Genomic DNA, 17,630 nt, shown 5'->3' on the forward strand with positions numbered 1-17,630 from the left:
CATACCATTGGTCCGCTGCTGCGAAGGCCTTTGTCTTGGAGCGAGTCCGTGAGATTCTGGGAACGAACCCATGGTCGTTGCAGGGGGAGCTTCAGCCAGGCAGATCGCGGTCACCTGTCCAGTCGGTCCAACGCGGCCTACCCGTAGGAGTAGGAGACTTGGACGCATGCCTGGGCCGTCGACTTATTGATGGTGAGCAGGAGATACTCGAAAGCCGTGCCACTGGCAAGCCGCAGCGAGGTGGGGCGATTTCCTCGGCCGTATGTGACGATGGGCCTGGATCTGTCTGCCACGCAGCTGGGGCCAGCATGGGCGATGAGCCGTGCCTGGGGAGAGGAGGATTCTGAAGATGCCTGGATGCCCTCGAGCGCCAGAGCCCGAATGACAGATGCGGCCTCTGGCGAAGACAGGCGAAGGGAGCAAGCGGCATTTCGTGTGCTGCCGACCATGCGGCAGTTCAGATGCTGCGGTTCGACGGCAGCCGTCTTCAGGAGTTCGCGAACATCGGCTTCGAGTCCCGAGCGATTGGTGATCGTCCAAAGAGATTCGCAGCCATTGAGAAGCAGGACTGCCAGACCACAGCAGAGACGACGTGCGGTCATGGTGTCAGCTCCCAGGCGCCGCCTGTCTGAGGTATCCGACGTTGGCATGAACCCATGGGCTGGATCAGGTCGTTGGATGTCTGAATGTCAGTGTCGGATGAAACAGTCATCCCTCCGCGCTTGCCAGGCCGGGCTGTTGCGCCGATCAGAGCGAACCAGGCCGCCATCTCCTTTGCTGCCCTAGAGGGAGTTGCTGATTCGTATGGCGGCGAAGAGGACAGGTGGAAGGCCCAGGAAGACTGTCGAAAACCAGAGTCCCATGACGGAACCACGTCTGGCACTGAGTACCAACGCGCCACCACCAACGCCAATGTGCGCCAAGGTGAACAGGAGAAAGAAAAACGCATAGGCAACCTCGCCATCTCGAGTGCTTGCTGTTAGAGCCCAGTAGAGAAAGAAGAGGAGCGCAACTGCATCGATAGAGAGGAAGAATAGGCCGATCGCTTTCAGTATTTTCTTCATTTCCTCTCCTCCATCATTCGCGGGATGGATTCTGACATGGGCGTCTGTTGTGCCTGCATGGGCCTCTCCATCCGTCGGCAGGGTTGTGCACGCCCCTGGGGCGCGGCGGCACCAGGCCTGCCGCTCGAACACCACCGGCCACGACCAGGCACGGGACGGCATGGTCCCAGAGTTTCCGCTCAGGCCCATTCCGTTCCCAGTCGCCGCGACTCCCGTCGCCTTCATCCATGGCCGCCGACGCCAGCCTTGCGATCCAGCCCCTGTTCCCGATGGCCCTGGGCCGGGTGCAGCTGGCGCCCGACCCTCTTGACACAGCCCTGCTGCTGCAGCGGGCCCTGGAGCTGCGGGAGCAGAACCCCAGCGAGGAGGGCGTGGCCTGGACCGGGGATGTGCGTGGTGCCGGCGAGCTGCACCGCGACCCCCTGTTCGCCCCCCTGATCGGCCGCCTGGCAGGCCATGCCTCGCAATACCTGGAGGCGTTGGGATTTGATCGCCGGCGCGTGGCGTTGCATGCGCAGCGCAGCTGGCCGGTGCTCAGCGACGCCGGTGAACAGGTGGGGCGCCATCACCACCCCAATGCCCACCTCAGCGCCATCTACTACCTCAATGGCGATGGCCGTGGCCGCAGCGGTTGCCTGCGTCTGTTCGCCCCCCGGCAGGTGAATGAGCTGGTGCCGGGCCTGGCGCTGGGCCAGGACGGCCCGATCGATGCCACGGCGGCCCTCAACCAGCCCTGGCATGACGTGGCGCCCCGGGCCGGCCTGCTGCTGCTGTTCCCCTCCTCGGTTGACCATGCGGTGCTGCCCAACGACGACCCCGACGACACCCGCTTCTCGCTCAGCATTGACTTCGTTCTCACGGCTCCGGAGGCGGCGCCCCATCCGGGGGAATACCTCGCCCCCCATCCCGGCCGCTGGCTGGTGATCGGGGAGGATGGCAACGCGTCGGGAGCCTGAGCCGCCCCTGCCACCGCCGCCCCTCCCGGACCCCCATCCCCCGTGCCCGAGACCACACCAGCGACCAGCCCAGAGCCCACCGTCTTTCAGGTCAGCGCCAGCCTGGATGGCGTTGCCCACAGTTTTTCCTGCCGCAGCGACCAGACGGTGCTGAGTGCCGCCGAGGCCGCCGGGGTGCCCCTGCCCAGCTCCTGCTGCTCGGGGGTGTGCACCACCTGCGCCGCCCTGCTGCGCAGCGGCACGGTGCACCAGCCCGATGCCATGGGCGTGAAGGCCGAACTTCAGGCCAAGGGCTACGCCTTGCTCTGCGTCTCCTATCCACGTTCTGACCTCGATCTCCTGGCCGGCCAGGAGGACGCCCTCTACGAGGCCCAGTTCGGTCAGTTCCAGAAGTGAGTTCCCTGGTGCCTCTGGAGCTGTGGCTGCAGGCCGCCCCCGGCCCCCGGCTGCCCCAGCTGCGCCAGGCGCTGGCCCGGGAAGCCCACCGCCTGGCCGGTGCGGGCGCTGAGCCGCTGCGCTGGGCGATCACGGCCGTGGATCCCCAGCGCGGCCTGCGGCTGGAGGGGATCGTCGTGGGCCCGGCGCCGACCCCCGGCCGTTGAGCGCGTCAGCCCCGCCCCTGCCCACCCTGCTGGTGATCCCCACCGGGGTGGGCTGCGCCGTGGGGGGCTTCGCCGGCGATGGCCTGCCGGCGGCCCGACTGCTGGCGGCGGCCAGCGGCTGCCTGATCACCCACCCCAACGTGATGAATGCCGCCGCCCTCTACTGGAGCGACCGGCGCCTGCATTACGTGGAGGGCTGGAGCCTGGATCGCTTCGCCGCCGGCGAGCTGGCCCTGGCGCCGGTGCCCAGCCAGCGGGTGGGGGTGCTGTTGGATGCTGGTATCGAAGCGGAGCTGCTGCTGCGCCACCGCCAGGTGATTGAGGCCTGCCGCGCCAGCCTGGGGCTGACGATCGGCCCGGTGATCGGCAGCGACGTGCCCTTGGAGGTGAGCCTGTCGATCGGGCCCAGCGGCAGCAGCTGGGGCACCCTGGGCCGGGCAGATGCGCTGCTGCGGGCCGGTGAAGCACTGCTGGCCGCCGGGGCCACGGCCATCGCCGTGGTGGCCCGCTTTCCCGAGGAGCCCGGCAGCGACGCCCTGGCGGCCTACCGCCACGGCATGGGGGTGGACGCCCTGGCCGGGGCGGAGGCGGTGATCAGCCACCTGCTGGTGCGCCATCTGGGGGTGCCCTGTGCCCATGCCCCCGCCCTGGCGCCCCTGCCGCCCGATCCCGGGCTGGATGCGCGGGCGGCGGCGGAGGAGCTGGGCCACACCTTCCTGCCCTGTGTGCTGGTGGGCCTGAGCCGGGCCCCCTCCCTGCGGCCCGAGCCGGCCAGCGGCAACGGGTTGCTGCATGGCGCCGATCTGGGGGCGGTGGTGGCCCCGGCCGGAGCCCTGGGGGGTGAGGCGGTGCTGGCCTGCGCCGAGCGGGGCGTGCCCGTGATCGCCGTGGAAGGCAATCCGTGCCTGTTGCAGGTCAGCGGCGAGGCCCTGGGGCTGCCGGTGATCCCGGCCGCCACCTATGCCGAGGCGGCCGGGATCGTGCTGGCCCTGCGCGAGGGCCTGGATCCGGTGGCCCTGCGGCGCCCCCTGCCCCTGGCTCAGGGCTCGCCGAGGAAATCTCGCTTGCCCAGCTCCACGCCGTTGTGGCGCAGGATGTCGTAGGCGGTGGTGACGTGGAAATAGACGTTGGGCAGAACGAAGAACAGCAGGAAACTCTGGCCGCTGAAGTGGAGCGTCTCGCTGCGGATCGTCAGCTCGATCGGCTTGGTTTCGCTGCCGTCGATCTGCTCAGGCAAGAAACCTTCCAGGCTGGCAAGTGTTGCTTTGATGCGTCCGATCAGTTCTTCAAAGCTGGCTTCGTTGTCGTCCATGGCCGTGCTTTCCACCCCGGCCAGCCGGGCCAGGCCGCGGCGGGCGATGTCGGTGGCGATCTGCACCTGGCGCACCAGGGGGAACATGTCGGGGTAGAGGCGCGCCTGCAACAGCACGGCTGGATCAATGCCTCTGGCTTCGGCGTGGGCTGCCGCCTTGGCCAGGATGCCGCTGAGGTTGTTCAGGCTGCGGGCCAGGGGCGGGACGGCCGCCCCGTGCATCGAGAGGGTCATGGCTGGGGTGGTGGGCCGAGGTGCTGGCGAGCCGGACTGTAGGGCGATGGTCCGGCTGGATTCGGGGAGGCGTTGAGTACAAACACTCAGCCGGTTTCCACCCTAAGGCGGACCGATTATGAGTTAAGCTCCATGCGATCGCTGCTCCGGGCGGCGCGTCGTCAAGTCGTTCTTCACACATTCACATGGCTGCCATCGAAAAGGTCCCCAGCGTCGTCTTCAAGACCCGTGTGCGCGATGAGTCCGTGGAAGGCCCCAACCCCTTCCGCTGGCAGGACCTGACCACCGACGACATCTTCAAAGGCAAGAAGGTCGTGGTCTTCTCCCTCCCGGGTGCCTTCACCCCCACCTGCTCCTCCAACCACCTGCCCCGTTACGAGGCCCTGTACGAGGAGTTCAAGGGACAGGGTGTTGACAGCATCGTCTGTGTGTCTGTCAACGACGCCTTCGTGATGTTCCAGTGGGGCAAGCAGGTGGGCGCCGACAAGGTGTTCCTGCTCCCCGACGGCAACGGTGAGTTCAGCCGCAAGATGGGCATGCTCGTTGAGAAGGGCAACCTGGGCTTCGGTGCGCGCTCCTGGCGCTACTCGATGCTCGTCAATGACGGCACGATCGAGAAGATGTTCGTGGAGCCCGGGCTCGAGGACAACTGCCCCACCGACCCGTTCGAGTGCTCCGACGCCGACACGATGCTGGCCTACCTGAAGGGCACCGCCCCCGCCGGCGTCTGTGCCCCCAGCCGCGAGTTCGTCGGCTGAAGCCGCCCCAGGGCTGGCCCGATCAGGCTCCAGCCCCTGCCCCCCAACCCCGCTCCTCCACCGGCGCGGGGTTTTTCATGCGTCGAAACGATGCCCAACCGGCATCTGCCGGCCAGCATGGGCCCAACGGATGCTGGTGGCTGAGGCGGTGAAGCTGGAGACGGCAACCCCAACCTTCCGCTTCCGGCCCCAGGGTCCGGCTCGTTTCTTCGTGGCGGCGTTCCTGGCGTTCTGGCTCTGTGGCTGGCTGGCGGGAGAGATCTTCGCCCTGTGGTTCCTGTGGACGTTTCTGGGCACGTTCCTGACCACGGGTCAGGGGGCGCTGCCGGCGGCCCTGTTCCTGCTGGTCTGGGTGAGCCTCTGGAGTGTCGGTGGCGCCGCCGCCCTGCAGCATCTGCTGCGGGCGCTCTGGTCGGAGGATCGGCTGACCGTCACAGGCGACGGCCACCTGGAGCGGCAGGTGCAGCTGGGACCTTTCCGCCACCGGGTTGCCCTGCCCAAGGGCGCCATCCTGTGCTTTCAGGTGCGCGATGGCGGCTTCGGGGGGCCGCTGGTGGCCGAGCTTCCCGGCCGAAGCCTCGAGATCACCCGGCTCGGCAGCCTGATCCAGCGGCAGGAGGCCGCCAGTCAGCTCAACCGGCTTCTGGGTCTGCGTCCGGCGGCGCCAGGCGATCGGCCAGCAGCCCCGGCCATCCTGCCGGCGGGCTGGCAGGAGCTGACCCCCTCCTTCGGTCGTCCGCTGCTGGTGCCCGACCTGGCCCTGCGGCGGCGCCGTCGCCTGGTGATGGGCCTGGTCAACCTAGTGCTCTGGGGCCTGCTGGCTCTGCTGCTGCGTGGCGGCCAGGCCGGGCCAGGGTTCTGGGCGATGGGGATTCCGCTGGCGCTTGTCGCTCTGGCCTGCGGCTGGGCCCAGGTGTGGCTGGCCTTCGGGCGCCGCGAATGGCGGCTGGAGCCGAGGGTTCTGGTGCTGCAGCGCCGCTTCGGCCATCGTCTGCGGACCCTGGGCGAAGCCCGGGCCCTGGAGTTGGTCGAGCTGGTTGATTCCGATGGCGACCGCTCCTACCGGTTGCTTGCCACCCGGTCCCCGGGTGGCAAGCCCTTGCTGGTCGATCAGCAAAGCGGTGATCCGTCTTCCCTGCGCCTGCTGGGGGCCTGGCTGGCGGCGCGGTGCCATGTGCCGTTCGAGGATCGGGTGCCCAGCGAGGAGCAGCGGCGCCAGCAACGCGCCGCTGAGATGGAACGGCTGCGACTGCAGTTGGCCGCCTCCGGGCGCCTTGGCCGCTGGGCGGCCCAACAGCTCGATCGGGCCGAAGCGGCCGGGGCCAGGCGGCCAGAGCAGCGGCCTGACAACTGACCAAGCCCAGGTTTCGCCTCCAGGCGGATGGTCAGATCCTCCATGTTGGAGTCGACAATTCAGCCCGCCTGATGGCCTTCCAGGTGAAGGCCTTCGCTGTTTTGATGTCCGAAGGGCCAACGTTCACCCGCCGGCAACATCTCCCCGGAAGCGAATCGAACTCCCGGCCAAACGTACGCCGCATTCGCTGCTTTTCGGGAGGGAATCAGCTAACCTTTTGCGGTAAGTTGCAGTAGATTTGCCGCAGAAGCGCTCGATAACCATTCCCGCTTCTGCCCAAGATCGGTAGTGCCCCCTTGGAGACTGTGAACGGGTTCGATGGGCTTTTCTGACACGTTTCCCTTCCTGCATTCGGTTTCCCGGCAGCGACGCCATAGAGAAGTGACCACCGATACCGGAACAGGTCAGGAGTCTCTCCTTGGCGGGCGCGATTCGTCAGGGTTCACTGGTAAGGGAGCGATAGAAACTGGCCCTCCGGCCTGGGCCAGCAGCCAGTCGATCTTCGAGTCCCTGCCGGATCCCTTTCTGCTTTTGGTGCCAGAGAAAGGCCCCGCCGGCTCCATCATCGACTTTGTCTGTGTGTACGCCAACGGCCCGGCCAGCGCGCTGCATGGCCGCACGCCTCGCGGGATGCTTGGTGTCCGTCTGCTGGATGTCCAGCCTTCCAGTGCCCTGTTTCCCCATGGCCTGCAGGTCATGGAACAGGGGCAGGCTGTTGTTGTCGGAGGCCTTGACGTTTCCGACCATGGTGGCCAGCGCCCCAGGCACCCGCCCGAGGTCCGCCTGTTCCTTGCCAACGGTCTGCTGTGCTGTCTCTGGCGGGAGCCTCCCCATCGCCTAGCGGTGCAGCAAAAGTTGGTGGAGGCGGAACGGCGATACCGGCTGCTGGCCCGTCACGCCTCGGATGTGGTGGTCGAACTGGATAGCGATCACTGCATCGTGTGGGTCTCCGAGTCGATCGAAACGCGGCTGGGCTGGCGGCCTGACGTCCTGCTGGGCCAGCGAGCCATCGACCTTGTGCACCGGAACGACCGGAGCCAGGTCCTGCGCGCCGGTCTCAGGCTTGCAGGACCGGGATCGTTCCGCGAAGACCTGCGGATCCTCTGCGCCGACGGCGGCTGGCGCTGGATGGTGGGCACCGCCCATCCCCTGCCGGGGGAGGACGCTGGCGGCCTGGTGCTGTCGTTCCGCGACATCCACGACCAGGTGCGGATCCGCGCCGAGCTGGACCACAGCCGTCAGCTCGACCCCATCAGTGGCCTGGCCGTCCGCTCTGTGGCCCTGGATCGGATCCGGAGCGCCCTTGATGGCCTGGAGGGCACCGATTCAACGCTCGCGGTGCTCAGCATCGGCATCGATGGCCTCACCCAGGTCAACGATGCCCTCACCCATGCCGGTGGCGACAAGCTGATCGCGTTGCTGGCGGCGCGGATCGTCAGGGCGATCGGCCGTCCCGAGCAAGTGGGCCGCGGCACCGGCGATGAATTCATCGTGCTGCTGAGTGATCCGGATGCCGCAGCCGCGGCCACCCTCACGGCCGAGAGGATCCTGCGGGCCTGCCGTGCGCCGGTGAGCATCGGTGGCCAGCCCATCGACCCCACGGTGAGCATCGGCATCGCCACGGCCCGGGCTGGCGCACTTCCCGATGAACTGCTGCGGGACGCCAGCCTCGCCATGCGGCAGGCCAAGGGCCGGAGCCGCAATGGTTTTGCCCTGCTCGACGACGCCCTGGCCACCGAAGCCCACACCCTGCTGCTGTTTGCGGCCGAGATCCAGCGGGGGCTGGTGATGGGGGAGTTCGCCGCCTGGTTCATGCCGATCGTGGCGTTCGATACCGGCCAGGTCAGCGGTTACGAGGCCCTGGCCCGCTGGGTGCGGCCCGATGGCCTCGAGGTGTCACCGGCCGAGTTCCTGCCCTGTGCCGAGTGCCGTGGCCTGATCGTCCGCATCGACTTGCTGGTGCTGCGCCAGGCCCTGGCGGCGCTCTCCAGGCTGCCCCCCACGGTCACCATGGCGGTGAACGTGTCGGCGGCCACCCTCGCCCTGCCCGAATACCCCCAGCTGGTTGACGAAGCCCTGCGGGCCGCCGGGGTGCTCCCGGAGCGTTTGCACCTGGAGGTCACCGAGACGGCCCTGCTCACCCTGACCAACCGCATCGGCGAGCAGATCCAGCAGCTGGCCTCCAGCGGCGTCCGTTGGTATGTCGATGATTTCGGCACCGGCTATTCCTCGATCAGCCATCTGCGCGATCTGCCCATCGCCGGGCTGAAGCTGGATCGCTCCTTCACCTGTGCGATGCGCGCCAAGGACACCAAGAGCTTGCGGCTGGCCCAGGCGCTGGTGGGGGTGGCTGAAGGGCTCGAGCTGGACACGGTGGCCGAGGGGGTCGAAACCATCGAGGAGGCCCGTCTGCTCACCTCCCAGGGTTGGCTGCACGGTCAGGGCTGGCTCTACGGCAAGGCGGCCCCCCTGCAGCTGGAGACTGGCCCGCTTCCGTTCTGAAGCTGCTCAGCCCGGCGCGTCGTGGAGCTCGGCGCAACAGGCCGCAAAGGCCGCCGCCGGATCGATGGCGCCGCTGATCGGCCGACCGATCACCAGCTGGCTGGCACCCGCCGCCACCGCCGCCGCCGGTGCCATCACCCGCTTCTGATCGGCGGCGGCGCTGCCGGTGGGGCGGATGCCGGGGGTCACCAGGGTGAAGGGTCGGGGATGGGCGGCCCGCAGGCCCGCCACCTCCCAGGGGGAGCACACCGCTCCGGTGAGTCCCGCCGCCGCAGCCATCGCCGCCAGCTGGGACGCGTAGGTGGCCAGGGGTGTTGCGATGGCCAGTTCCTGCCGGAAGCGGTCGGGATCCCAGCTGGTCAGCACGGTCACCGCCAGCAGGGTGGGGGCAACCAAGCCTTCACAGGCGGCTCCCTCCTCGGCCGCAGCCTGGGCGGCGGCCAGGGCCTCACCCCCGGCGCAGGCGTGCACGGTGATCAGCTCCGCCCCCAGGCGGGCGGAGCTGCGGCAGGCGCCGGCCATGGTGGCGGGGATGTCGTGGAACTTCAGATCCAGGAACACCCGCAGACCCCGCCGCCGCAGCTCCCGCACCACGCCGGGTCCGGCGGCCGTGAACAGCTCCAGGCCCACCTTCACCCAGCGCAGCTCAGGAATGGCCATCGCCAGTGCCAGCGCCTCTTCGGCCGTGCCGCGGTCGAGGGCCAGGATGATTCGCTCGGCGGGGTCGGACGTCACCGTGGTGCCCTCAGTGCCCGCCATCAGGCCACCAGCCGCCGGAAGGTCTTCCTGCCGAGCTGCAGCACCTTGCCGGCCAGTTCCTGGGGGCTGCTGAATTCCTGGTTGGGGTCGCTCAGCTTCTCGCCGTCCAGCTTCACGCCGCCGCCCTGGATCTGGCGCCGCCCTTCGCTGCTGCTGGCGCAGACCTGCAGGGCGCTGAGCAGATAAAAGGCCTTCAACGGGAAGGCCAGACCCGCCAGGGAGGCCTCAGGCACACTGCCCGCGCTCAATTCCCCCGATAATTTCCCTGTTCCGGAGATGCCGGCGGTCACCAGCCCGGCCGCATCGGCCTGGGCCTGCAGCGCGGCGTCGCGCCCATGGCGGCTGGCGGTGACCTCCAGGGCCATCGCCTTCTGCCTCTCCCGGGGCCCGCTGGGCAGCGTCGCCGTGTCCAGGTCGGTGAGCAGGGTGAGGTAGTCCTCCACCGCCGCGTCCGGCACCTTCTCGAGCTTGGAATACATCGAGAGGGGGTCTTCCATGAGGCCCACCGTGTTGCCCAGGCTCTTGCTCATCTTCTGCACCCCATCGAGGCCCGGCAGGATCGGCAGCAGCAGGCCGAACTGGGGCCTCTGGCCGAAATGGCGCTGCATGTCGCGCCCCATCGCCACGTTGAACTTCTGGTCGGTGCCACCCAGTTCGAGGTCAGCCTGCACCGCCACCGAGTCGTAGCCCTGCAGCAGGGGGTAGAGGAACTCGTGCAGGCTGATGGGGGTGCCCGAGCCGTAGCGGTTGGCGAAGTCCTCCTTGGCCAGCATCTGCCCCACGGTGCTGATGCCCAGCAGCTCGATCACCTGCGGTAGATCGAGGCCGGTGAGCCACTCGGAGTTGCGGCGCACCTCCAGCCGGCCGGGGGTGTCGAAATCGAGCAGGGCGCGCTCGGGGGGCTGGCCCTGGCCCAGCTGGGCCAGGTAGGTGGCGGCATTGGTCTCCACCGCCGCCGCATCGAGCTGCACGCGGGTGCTGCTCTTGCCGGTGGGATCGCCGATGCGGGCCGTGAAGTCGCCGATGATCAGCACCGCCGTATGGCCGGCGTTCTGGAAGGTGCGCAGCTTGCGGAACAGCAGGCTGTGGCCCAGGTGGATGTCGCTGCCGGTGGGGTCGATGCCCAGCTTCACCCGCAATGGCCGTCCCTGGCGCGCCGACTCCGCCAGCCTGGCCTCCAGGCGCTGGTCAGGGTCGGCCTCCCGGCCGGCGGGGAACAGGTCGGCGATGCCCCTGGACAGGGCTTCGGGGAGGGGCGCCAGGGCCTGTGGTTCCGCCTGCTTCGCCGGGAGTGCTTCGCCCATCTACGCCAGCTGCCTGCCTGGGCCGATGGTAGGCAGCCATGGTGCACCGGTTGATCAGCCCAGCAGGGCGGCCACGGCGGCGGCCGCCCTCTCGCCACTGTCCACGGCACCCTCGAAGAAACCCGGCCAGCGCTCCGCCACCTCGGTGCCGGCCCAGAACACCCGGCCGTGGGGCCGCAGCAGGGCGTCGCCGCTGCGGGTCCACAGGCCAGGGGGCATCCAGGCGGCGAAGGCGCCGCCGACGAAGGGTTCCTCGGGCCAGTTCTTCTCCACGTACTCCAGTGGTTCCAGGGCCATCGGGCCGAAGTAGGCGGCCAGATCCTCCAGGACCGCGGCCCGTCGCTGGTCCGCTCCCAGGGCAGCCCAGCGCTCCCGGCGGCGACCCACCACGAAGGCGGCGAGCACCCCCAGGCCCGTTTCCGGATCGGAGCTGTCGGCGCACAACTCCACCCAGGGACGGTCGCCGATGCCGATGCCGGAGAGCCCCGCCTCGCGCCACCAGGGCCGCCCATAGGCGATCAGCACCTTGGTGCAGTTCCCCATGGCCATCCCCTCCTGCAGGGCGAGCCGGTCGGTCGGCAATGCCGGCGTGAAGCGGATGGCGCCCGCCAGCGCCGGCGGCATGGCCACGATCACGGCCCGGCAGTGGTGGCTGGCGCGATCGGTGATCACCTCGACAGCCGCCTCTCCCTCGGGCTGAAGGATGGCCCGCACGGGCTCTCCCAGCACCAGGGCGTCCCCCAGGCCTGCGGCCAGCAACGCCGGCAACTGGCCGGCACCGCCGTGGATCAGATCCTCCTCGGGGTGGTCCCCCTGGGACGCCGTGCGCTGTCCCCAGGCCACGTGCAGCAAGGACACCTGATCGGGTTCCGCCGGGCCGAGAAAGCCGACGGCGCGGCAGAAATAGGCGAAGTACCAGGCGGCGAAGGGGGTGTGGGTGTGGGCATCGATCCAGTCCTGGAAGCTCAGCCGGTCGAGTTCGGCGGCGCCGGGATGGTGATGGGGATGGCCCTCGGGCAGGGACGCCACCAGGGCCTGGAACTGTTTCAGGGCCGCCATGGCATCGTCCCAGTCGCGGCTGGGGACCGACGGTGGCTGACCCTCCGGGAACCCCTGGAAGAAGCCGCTGAAGGTGCAGCGATGGGAGCCGAAGCAGAGGACGGTCTCACCGCCGTGGGGGGAGGGGAAACGGCGCAGACCGTGGGCCTCAAGCAAGGCCAGGAAACGGGAATGGCTCGGTCCCACCCACTGCCCGCCAAGGTCGACCCAGGCCGGCGTCCGGGCCCCCTCCACCTGCAGGGGGGTGCGCACCATGCGGCCCCCCACCGAGGGCGCCGCCTCAATCACCCCTACCGACAGGCCAGCCCGTCGCAGTTGCCGTGCCGCCACCAGCCCCGCCAGCCCCGCTCCGACAACGACGACATCGTTCACGGGGGTTCAGCCGGCGGCTTCCAGTTGGCTCTTCATGCGCTCCAGGGTGAGGGTCATCTGCTCGAACATCTGTTCCGGGGTGAGGCCGAACTGGCCAAGCTGGGTGCGCAGCTGTTCAACGGTGAGCTTGGCCTGGAAGTCCTCGGATAATTCGAAGCGCTTCATGAACACCTGGTAGCGCTCCATCATCTCCTCCATCCGTTCGATATAAAGCTTTTTGCCTTCGCGATCGAACTTGCCGTACTCGCTGCCCAGCTGCATCAGCTGCTGGTAATCGGTGAACAGCCGTTTCGCCTCGTCCTGGACGATCTCGGACTCGAAGAAAGCCATGGGGAGGTTGGCTCCGGTCTGCTGAAGACATCGATTCTGCAGAGGCCGGGGGCGCCTGGGGAGTGCGGATCCACGTATCGCCATGGCCGCTACCGAATGGATGCGCAGCACCTGTTGAAGATGGATCTCCATCCGCTGGGGCGGTCGAGCCCCCTGTTCCCGTGGACCTCACCCCCCTGCTGCCCCAGGTGCGTGACGACGTCAGCCAGGGACAGGTTCTGCTGAAGGGCGTCCGGTTGGTGCTCTGCCTGGGCAGCCGGGCCCAGGTGGCCCTGCTGATGGGCACCCCCGCCCGGATCCTGGCTGCCGCCACCACCGCCGCCGAGGGCCTGGCCCTGGTGCGCCAGCACCAACCCAGCCTGCTCCTGGTCAGCGACCGCTTGGAGGAAGGCTGTGGCGTCGACCTGGTGGTGCAGGTCAAGCGCCGCCATCCCGAGGTCCGCACCCTGCTGGTGGTGTCCCAGGAGCACCAGCTGGCCTTGATCCAGGCGGCCCTGCGCGCCGGTTGCGACGCCATCGTGCCGGAGTCGCGTCTGTTGCACGGCTCCGGCCTGCAGGCCCTGCACACCGTCATCGGCGGCGGGATGTACCTGGACCGTTCCCTGGCCGGCGCCTTCCGCGCCGGCCAGGAGCCCGGCGCCGGGCACGAGCGGCTCAGTGCCCGTGAACGGCAGGTGCTCGACCGGGTGGTGCGGGGCCTCAGCAATCCCGAGATCGCCGGGGAGCTGATGGTCTCGGTCGACACGGTCAAGACCCACGTGCGCAATGTGCTCCTCAAGCTGCGGGTCAGTGGTCGCATCCAGGCGGTGGTCACCGGTCTGCGGCTGGGCCTGGTCGAGTGGCCCCGACCCGGAAGCACCCGCTAGCTTCAGGCCCGACGTGATGCAGGTGGGCCTCAATGGCAGGGCGCCACTGGCTGGATCCCCTGGCCCGCCGGCTGCTGGTGGCCACCGGGCAGCTGCCGCCGCCCCCACCGGCCGCCCCCGTCCCCCTTGCCGGTGGGACCGACGAGGCGGTGGAGCGGGAGCTGCTCGGCCTCAAGCTGGCCCACAACCCCAACCTGCGGCTCCGCGATGCCGCTGAGGTGCGGCACGCGGCCGCCCTGGGTTGGACGCTGGAGGTGAACGTTGCCGCTGCCGGCGACTGGCTGCGGTTGCCGGGCTGCCGGCCCGATCTGGTGGATCGGCTGATCCGTCTGCAGCGCGACGGCCTGCAGTGGCGCGGCCCCGGGGAACTGGCCGGGGCGCTGCAGGTCCCCCCCGAGCAGGTGCTGATCTGGATGCCGGTGCTTCGTTTCGCCCGATCCGCGGATTCGGCGTCTGCCGAGGTGCCGGTGCCCCTGGCGATCAACCAGGCCTCCGAGGGCCTGCTGCGGGAGCGTCTCGGCCTGGGGCCGGAGCACTGCCGGCGGCTGTTGCAGGAGAGGGCCCGCGAGCCCTTCCGGGACCTGGCTGATCTGCAGCAGCGGCTGCAGCTTTCCGCCGACCAGGCCGAACGCTGGATCGGTCGGTTCCGCTACGCCGCCGCCCCCGGACCGGTGCTGCCGCCGTCCCGGCGGCCGGCCCCATGAGCCGGCAGGGGGACCTGTTCACGGCAGGAGTGGCCGGCGCCTCACCGTTCCTGGAGCTCCCCCTGCTGCGGCAGCAGCTGCTCACCTGGCAGGGCCGGCTGGCCGAGCACCAGGGGCCGCTCTATGCCGAAGCCGCGGCCGGCGGGGCCGCCCCCCTGCTGCAGGGTCAGCTCTTCCCGATGGCGGCCGACCCCGGCGATCCCGACGCCGTGGCGCTCCGGTTCGATCCCCTCAGCCTGAGTCCCCAGAGCCTCTCCTTCTGGCGCTGGCCCCGGCTGCCCCAGCGGGGGGCGGCCCTCTACCTGGTGATGGATCGGCCTGCGGGGCTGCCTGTGCCGCTCCTGCTCTACGTCGGTGAGACGGGGCGGGCCGATCAGCGCTGGAAGGGCGACCACGACTGCAAGGGGTACCTGGCGGCCTATGGCGAGGCGCTGGCCCGGGTGGGGCTGGAGGCGCGGCCAAGCATCCGCTTCTGGAGCGACGTGCCGGCGGCGGTGTCCCCGCGCCGGGCCCTGGAGCAGGCCCTGATCCGGCGCTGGCTGCCGCCGTTCAACAAGGAGACCAGGGAGCGCTGGGCCACGCCGTTCACGGCCGACCCCGCCTGAAGACCAGGGCAAGGCTGGCTACGATCATGGGTCGCCTGCGCTGGGTCCATGGAGTTTCGCTGTCTTGCCGTCACCCCTGCCGTCCCCGGTGCTCTCAAGGAGACCTGGACGGGTGACACCCTGGTGGTGGGCCTGTTTGCCCCCGCTGCGGGAAGCGGTCGGGCCCTGGCCCAGGAGCTGGTGGGCGAGGGGCTCGAAGCCTTGCTGCAGCGCCGCCGCTTCGAGGCCAAGCCCGGTCAGACCATCACCCTGGAGAGGCCGGGTGGCTCCCCGGCCAGCCTGATCCTGGTGGGCCTGGGGGATCCGGCCGACTTCGGCCTCGAGGCCCTGCGCCAGGCCAGTGCCGAAGTGGCCCGCAGTGCTGCCGCCGCCGGTGCCGTGGAACTCGGTCTCTGGCTTCCGGTGGAGGGGCTGGAGCCGGCGGCGGCCGCCGCTGCCATGGCCGAAGCGGTGCGGCTTGGGCTCTATGCCGACCAGCGCTTCAAAAGCGAGGCGGAACCCTCATCCCTTCCCTCTCTGGTGAGCCTGCTCGGCGTTGCGGCAGGCGCCGAGGCGGGCCTGGCCCATGTGGCGGCCACCTGCAGCGGCGTGGAACTGGCCCGGCGGCTGGTGGCGGCACCGCCCAACAAGGCGACCCCCCAGTCCCTGGCCGAGGAGGCCGCCGCCATTGCCGACGCCTTCGGCCTCGAGCTCAAGGTGCTGGAGCGGGACGACTGCGAGGCCCTGGGCATGGGGGCCTACCTGGGGGTGGCCCAGGGCTCGGACCTGCCCCCCAAGTTCATCCATCTCACCTACCGGCCCGCCGGGGAGGTGAGCCGGCGGGTGGTGCTGGTGGGCAAGGGGCTCACCTTCGATTCCGGCGGCTACAACCTCAAGACGGCCGGCTCCCAGATCGAGATGATGAAGTACGACATGGGCGGCAGCGCCGCGGTCTTGGGGGCCGCCCGTGCCATCGCCGAAATCCGGCCCGCCGGCCTGGAGGTGCATGTGATCGTGGCCAGCTGCGAAAACATGATCAGCGGCGGCGCCATCCACCCGGGTGATGTGCTCACCGCCTCCAACGGCAAGACCATCGAGATCAACAACACCGATGCGGAAGGGCGGCTCACCCTGGCCGATGCCCTCGTCTATGCCTGCGGCCTGGAGCCGGATGCCATCGTCGATCTCGCCACCCTCACCGGCGCCTGCGTGATTGCCCTCGGCGAGGAGATTGCCGGGCTCTGGTCCCCCAGCAACGGCCTGGCCGAGGCCCTGCTGAGCGCCGGCAACGCCGCTGGGGAGGCCTTGTGGCGAATGCCCCTGCGCTCCTCCTACAAGAAGGGGCTCAAGAGCCACATCGCCGACCTGAAGAACACCGGTCCCCGGCCGGGGGGCTCCATCACCGCCGCCCTCTTCCTGCAGGACTTTGTCACCAATGGGCTGCCCTGGGCCCACCTCGACATTGCCGGGACCGTCTGGAGCGACAAAGCCCGCGGGGAGGATCCCGCCGGGGCCACCGGCTTTGGGGTTCGCACCCTGGTGGCCTGGCTGGTGGCCGGTGCCGCCAGCTGATCCTTTCGCCACCGGCCCCGCCGGCCCTGGCGGCTGAAGGTTGAGGCCTAGGTTTGCTTCCAGACCAGACAACGCATCGCCCCATGGCCGTTCACAAGATCCGCTGGTACGTGAAGGCCCAGCTCGGTGTGCTCCTGCTCCCCGCCGGCCTGTGCCTGTTCGGGGAGGGGGTGATCCGCAAGGGCATCCAGACCTGGTCAGCCCTGGCGGCAGCGGCCGATCAGGGGCAGTCGCTGCCTGAGGCCGGTCCATGGGTCTGGTACGGAGCCCTGGGGCTGATCCTGATCAATGCGGGCGTCGGCCTGATGGTCGAGAGCGGCCTGCTGCGCGGCTACCCCCGCACCCCGCCCCGGGCCTGAGGTTCAGACCGCCACCGGTTCGGTGTCGCCCCTGCCGCTCACGTGGACGTGCAGCTCGGCGGGGGATTCCAGGCGATGGATCTGCCAGGTGGCCTTTTCACCAAAGCTGGCCTGAAGCTTGTCAAGGTCGTCGGACGCCTGCCTGGGGCTCGCGTAGGGCCCGATATGCCGCGTCTGCAGACCGTCACGGATGGTCAGCAGATACATACAGAAGCCCTCCCGTGAACGCCTAAACGCTAGGGCATTCTTCGGGGTCGCGACAGGGTGGAAAAGCACCGTCTCTGCATCATCCGGCCGGGTTCGGCTCAGCTGCCCTGCCAGCGCTGACTGCTGCGGGCCCGCCGTCCCCAGACCGTGTCCAGGCGCCGGTCGCGGCCACAGGACCAGCGGTAGTAGTTGTATCGGACGCCATTGCGCTTGGCGTAGTTCTGGTGGTACCCCTCCGCCGGCCAGAACTTGGCCAGGGGCCGGATCGCCACCTTGAGTGCGGCCGCCGGTTTACCCAGCTCCCGGGCAGCGGCCACCAGGCTGTTGCGGGCCTCCACGGCCTGGTTGGCGCTGGTGGTGAAGATCACCGGCCGGTAGGAATCGCCGCGGTCGCAGAACTGACCGCCGCCGTCGAGGGGGTCGATGTTGCGCCAGTAGGCCCGCAGCAGCGTCTCGTAGCGGATTTCGGTGTTGTCAAAGCGCACCCGCACCACCTCCTGATGGCCACTCCCCCCTGCCGAGACCTGCTTGTAGGTGGGGTTGGCGCTCTTGCCACCGCTGTAGCCGCTCTCCACGTCCAGGACGCCGGGGAGCACCTCCAGATCGTGCTCCAGGCACCAGAAACAACCGCCCGCCAGAACGGCCTCCTCCGTGGCCGCCAGGGCTGGAGCCACCGGCCCCCCCAGGGCGAGCAGCAGCCCCAGCAGCAGCGCGATCAGTCGCATGGCGTGT

General features: G+C 69.3%; 21 protein-coding genes. 12 read left to right on the forward strand and 9 right to left on the reverse strand.

From position 1 onward, the window contains the following. Positions 1 to 137 precede the first annotated feature (137 nt). Positions 138 to 602, reverse strand: coding sequence for a hypothetical protein (locus KUG43_RS03390; RefSeq protein WP_216906047.1), 465 nt, complete (start codon positions 600 to 602; stop codon positions 138 to 140). Positions 603 to 782: 180 nt separating this feature from the next. After that, the gene (locus tag KUG43_RS03395) at positions 783 to 1,226 is read right to left on the reverse strand and encodes a hypothetical protein (RefSeq protein ID WP_216906049.1); all 444 of its coding nucleotides are present in this window, start codon (positions 1,224 to 1,226) and stop codon (positions 783 to 785) included. A 65-nt stretch (positions 1,227 to 1,291) separates the two neighbouring features. On the opposite strand from KUG43_RS03395, the gene KUG43_RS03400 reads away from it, so the two are divergent. From KUG43_RS03400 to KUG43_RS03415, 4 genes are read left to right on the forward strand one after another with little or no spacing between them, the layout of a single operon-like run. Next, on the forward strand, positions 1,292 to 2,020 hold the full coding sequence (locus KUG43_RS03400; RefSeq protein ID WP_286194356.1) for a TIGR02466 family protein: 729 nt from the start codon (positions 1,292 to 1,294) through the stop codon (positions 2,018 to 2,020). Between the two features lie 42 nt (positions 2,021 to 2,062). Beyond that, positions 2,063 to 2,416, forward strand: a complete 354-nt coding sequence (locus KUG43_RS03405) for a 2Fe-2S iron-sulfur cluster-binding protein (protein ID WP_353617915.1) — start codon at positions 2,063 to 2,065, stop codon at positions 2,414 to 2,416. Between the two features lie 8 nt (positions 2,417 to 2,424). Beyond that, the gene (locus KUG43_RS03410) at positions 2,425 to 2,622 is read left to right on the forward strand and encodes a DUF8621 family protein (RefSeq protein WP_216906051.1); all 198 of its coding nucleotides are present in this window, start codon (positions 2,425 to 2,427) and stop codon (positions 2,620 to 2,622) included. Beyond that, complete coding sequence (locus KUG43_RS03415; RefSeq protein ID WP_216906053.1) at positions 2,619 to 3,725, forward strand: DUF3326 domain-containing protein; 1,107 nt, start codon at positions 2,619 to 2,621, stop codon at positions 3,723 to 3,725. The genes KUG43_RS03410 and KUG43_RS03415 overlap by 4 nt, the downstream gene beginning before the upstream one ends. Here the strand turns inward: KUG43_RS03415 and KUG43_RS03420 are convergent. After that, positions 3,662 to 4,168 (reverse strand): DUF1993 domain-containing protein, encoded by a 507-nt coding sequence (locus KUG43_RS03420; protein ID WP_216906055.1) that lies wholly within the window; start codon positions 4,166 to 4,168, stop codon positions 3,662 to 3,664. The genes KUG43_RS03415 and KUG43_RS03420 overlap by 64 nt on opposite strands. A gap of 185 nt (positions 4,169 to 4,353) precedes the next feature. Here KUG43_RS03420 and KUG43_RS03425 point away from each other — a divergent pair, with 185 nt between their 5' ends. The 3 genes from KUG43_RS03425 (at position 4,354) to KUG43_RS03435 (ending at position 8,782) form a co-directional block, all read left to right on the forward strand. Then, positions 4,354 to 4,926 carry a peroxiredoxin gene (locus tag KUG43_RS03425; RefSeq protein WP_216906057.1) on the forward strand — a complete coding sequence of 191 codons (573 nt, stop codon included), beginning with the start codon at positions 4,354 to 4,356 and terminating at the stop codon, positions 4,924 to 4,926. A gap of 130 nt (positions 4,927 to 5,056) precedes the next feature. Then, a complete protein-coding gene (locus KUG43_RS03430; protein ID WP_216906059.1) occupies positions 5,057 to 6,280 on the forward strand; it encodes a hypothetical protein in 1,224 nt (407 codons plus the stop codon). Positions 6,281 to 6,814: 534 nt separating this feature from the next. Then, positions 6,815 to 8,782: a putative bifunctional diguanylate cyclase/phosphodiesterase gene (locus KUG43_RS03435; protein ID WP_216906061.1), complete on the forward strand. Its 1,968-nt coding sequence runs from the start codon at positions 6,815 to 6,817 to the stop codon at positions 8,780 to 8,782. Between the two features lie 6 nt (positions 8,783 to 8,788). On the opposite strand, the gene pyrF is transcribed toward KUG43_RS03435, so the two are convergent. From pyrF to KUG43_RS03455, 4 genes are read right to left on the reverse strand one after another with little or no spacing between them, the layout of a single operon-like run. Next, positions 8,789 to 9,541: an orotidine-5'-phosphate decarboxylase gene (pyrF, locus tag KUG43_RS03440; protein ID WP_216906063.1), complete on the reverse strand. Its 753-nt coding sequence runs from the start codon at positions 9,539 to 9,541 to the stop codon at positions 8,789 to 8,791. Next, the gene (gene tyrS / locus KUG43_RS03445; RefSeq protein ID WP_216906064.1) at positions 9,541 to 10,845 is read right to left on the reverse strand and encodes a tyrosine--tRNA ligase; all 1,305 of its coding nucleotides are present in this window, start codon (positions 10,843 to 10,845) and stop codon (positions 9,541 to 9,543) included. The genes pyrF and tyrS overlap by 1 nt, the downstream gene beginning before the upstream one ends. Positions 10,846 to 10,899: 54 nt before the next feature. Beyond that, positions 10,900 to 12,276, reverse strand: coding sequence for a flavin monoamine oxidase family protein (locus tag KUG43_RS03450; RefSeq protein WP_216906066.1), 1,377 nt, complete (start codon positions 12,274 to 12,276; stop codon positions 10,900 to 10,902). 6 nt (positions 12,277 to 12,282) lie between these two features. Further along, a complete protein-coding gene (locus KUG43_RS03455) occupies positions 12,283 to 12,606 on the reverse strand; it encodes a DUF1825 family protein (protein ID WP_216906068.1) in 324 nt (107 codons plus the stop codon). A gap of 161 nt (positions 12,607 to 12,767) precedes the next feature. Between KUG43_RS03455 and KUG43_RS17220 the strand changes: the two genes are divergently transcribed. The 5 genes from KUG43_RS17220 (at position 12,768) to KUG43_RS03480 (ending at position 16,691) form a co-directional block, all read left to right on the forward strand. Beyond that, positions 12,768 to 13,472 (forward strand): LuxR C-terminal-related transcriptional regulator, encoded by a 705-nt coding sequence (locus tag KUG43_RS17220; RefSeq protein ID WP_216906070.1) that lies wholly within the window; start codon positions 12,768 to 12,770, stop codon positions 13,470 to 13,472. Between the two features lie 32 nt (positions 13,473 to 13,504). Beyond that, positions 13,505 to 14,176 (forward strand): ComEA family DNA-binding protein, encoded by a 672-nt coding sequence (locus KUG43_RS03465; RefSeq protein ID WP_216906072.1) that lies wholly within the window; start codon positions 13,505 to 13,507, stop codon positions 14,174 to 14,176. Beyond that, positions 14,173 to 14,781 carry a GIY-YIG nuclease family protein gene (locus KUG43_RS03470; protein ID WP_216906074.1) on the forward strand — a complete coding sequence of 203 codons (609 nt, stop codon included), beginning with the start codon at positions 14,173 to 14,175 and terminating at the stop codon, positions 14,779 to 14,781. The genes KUG43_RS03465 and KUG43_RS03470 overlap by 4 nt, the downstream gene beginning before the upstream one ends. 48 nt (positions 14,782 to 14,829) lie before the next feature. Continuing rightward, a complete protein-coding gene (locus KUG43_RS03475; RefSeq protein ID WP_216906076.1) occupies positions 14,830 to 16,332 on the forward strand; it encodes a leucyl aminopeptidase in 1,503 nt (500 codons plus the stop codon). An 83-nt stretch (positions 16,333 to 16,415) separates the two neighbouring features. Further along, a complete protein-coding gene (locus tag KUG43_RS03480; RefSeq protein ID WP_106220326.1) occupies positions 16,416 to 16,691 on the forward strand; it encodes a hypothetical protein in 276 nt (91 codons plus the stop codon). Positions 16,692 to 16,694: 3 nt separating this feature from the next. Here the strand turns inward: KUG43_RS03480 and KUG43_RS03485 are convergent, their stop codons facing one another. Together KUG43_RS03485 and msrA are read right to left on the reverse strand one after the other, a co-directional pair. Beyond that, positions 16,695 to 16,898 carry a hypothetical protein gene (locus KUG43_RS03485; protein ID WP_216906078.1) on the reverse strand — a complete coding sequence of 68 codons (204 nt, stop codon included), beginning with the start codon at positions 16,896 to 16,898 and terminating at the stop codon, positions 16,695 to 16,697. A gap of 98 nt (positions 16,899 to 16,996) precedes the next feature. Continuing rightward, entirely contained in the window at positions 16,997 to 17,623 is a 627-nt protein-coding gene (msrA, locus tag KUG43_RS03490; RefSeq protein ID WP_216906080.1) for a peptide-methionine (S)-S-oxide reductase MsrA, read from the reverse strand. Positions 17,624 to 17,630: the final 7 nt, after the last annotated feature.

It is taken from the genome of Synechococcus sp. CCY 0621, from assembly GCF_019038465.1.
GTDB lineage: Bacteria > Cyanobacteriota > Cyanobacteriia > PCC-6307 > Cyanobiaceae > Cyanobium.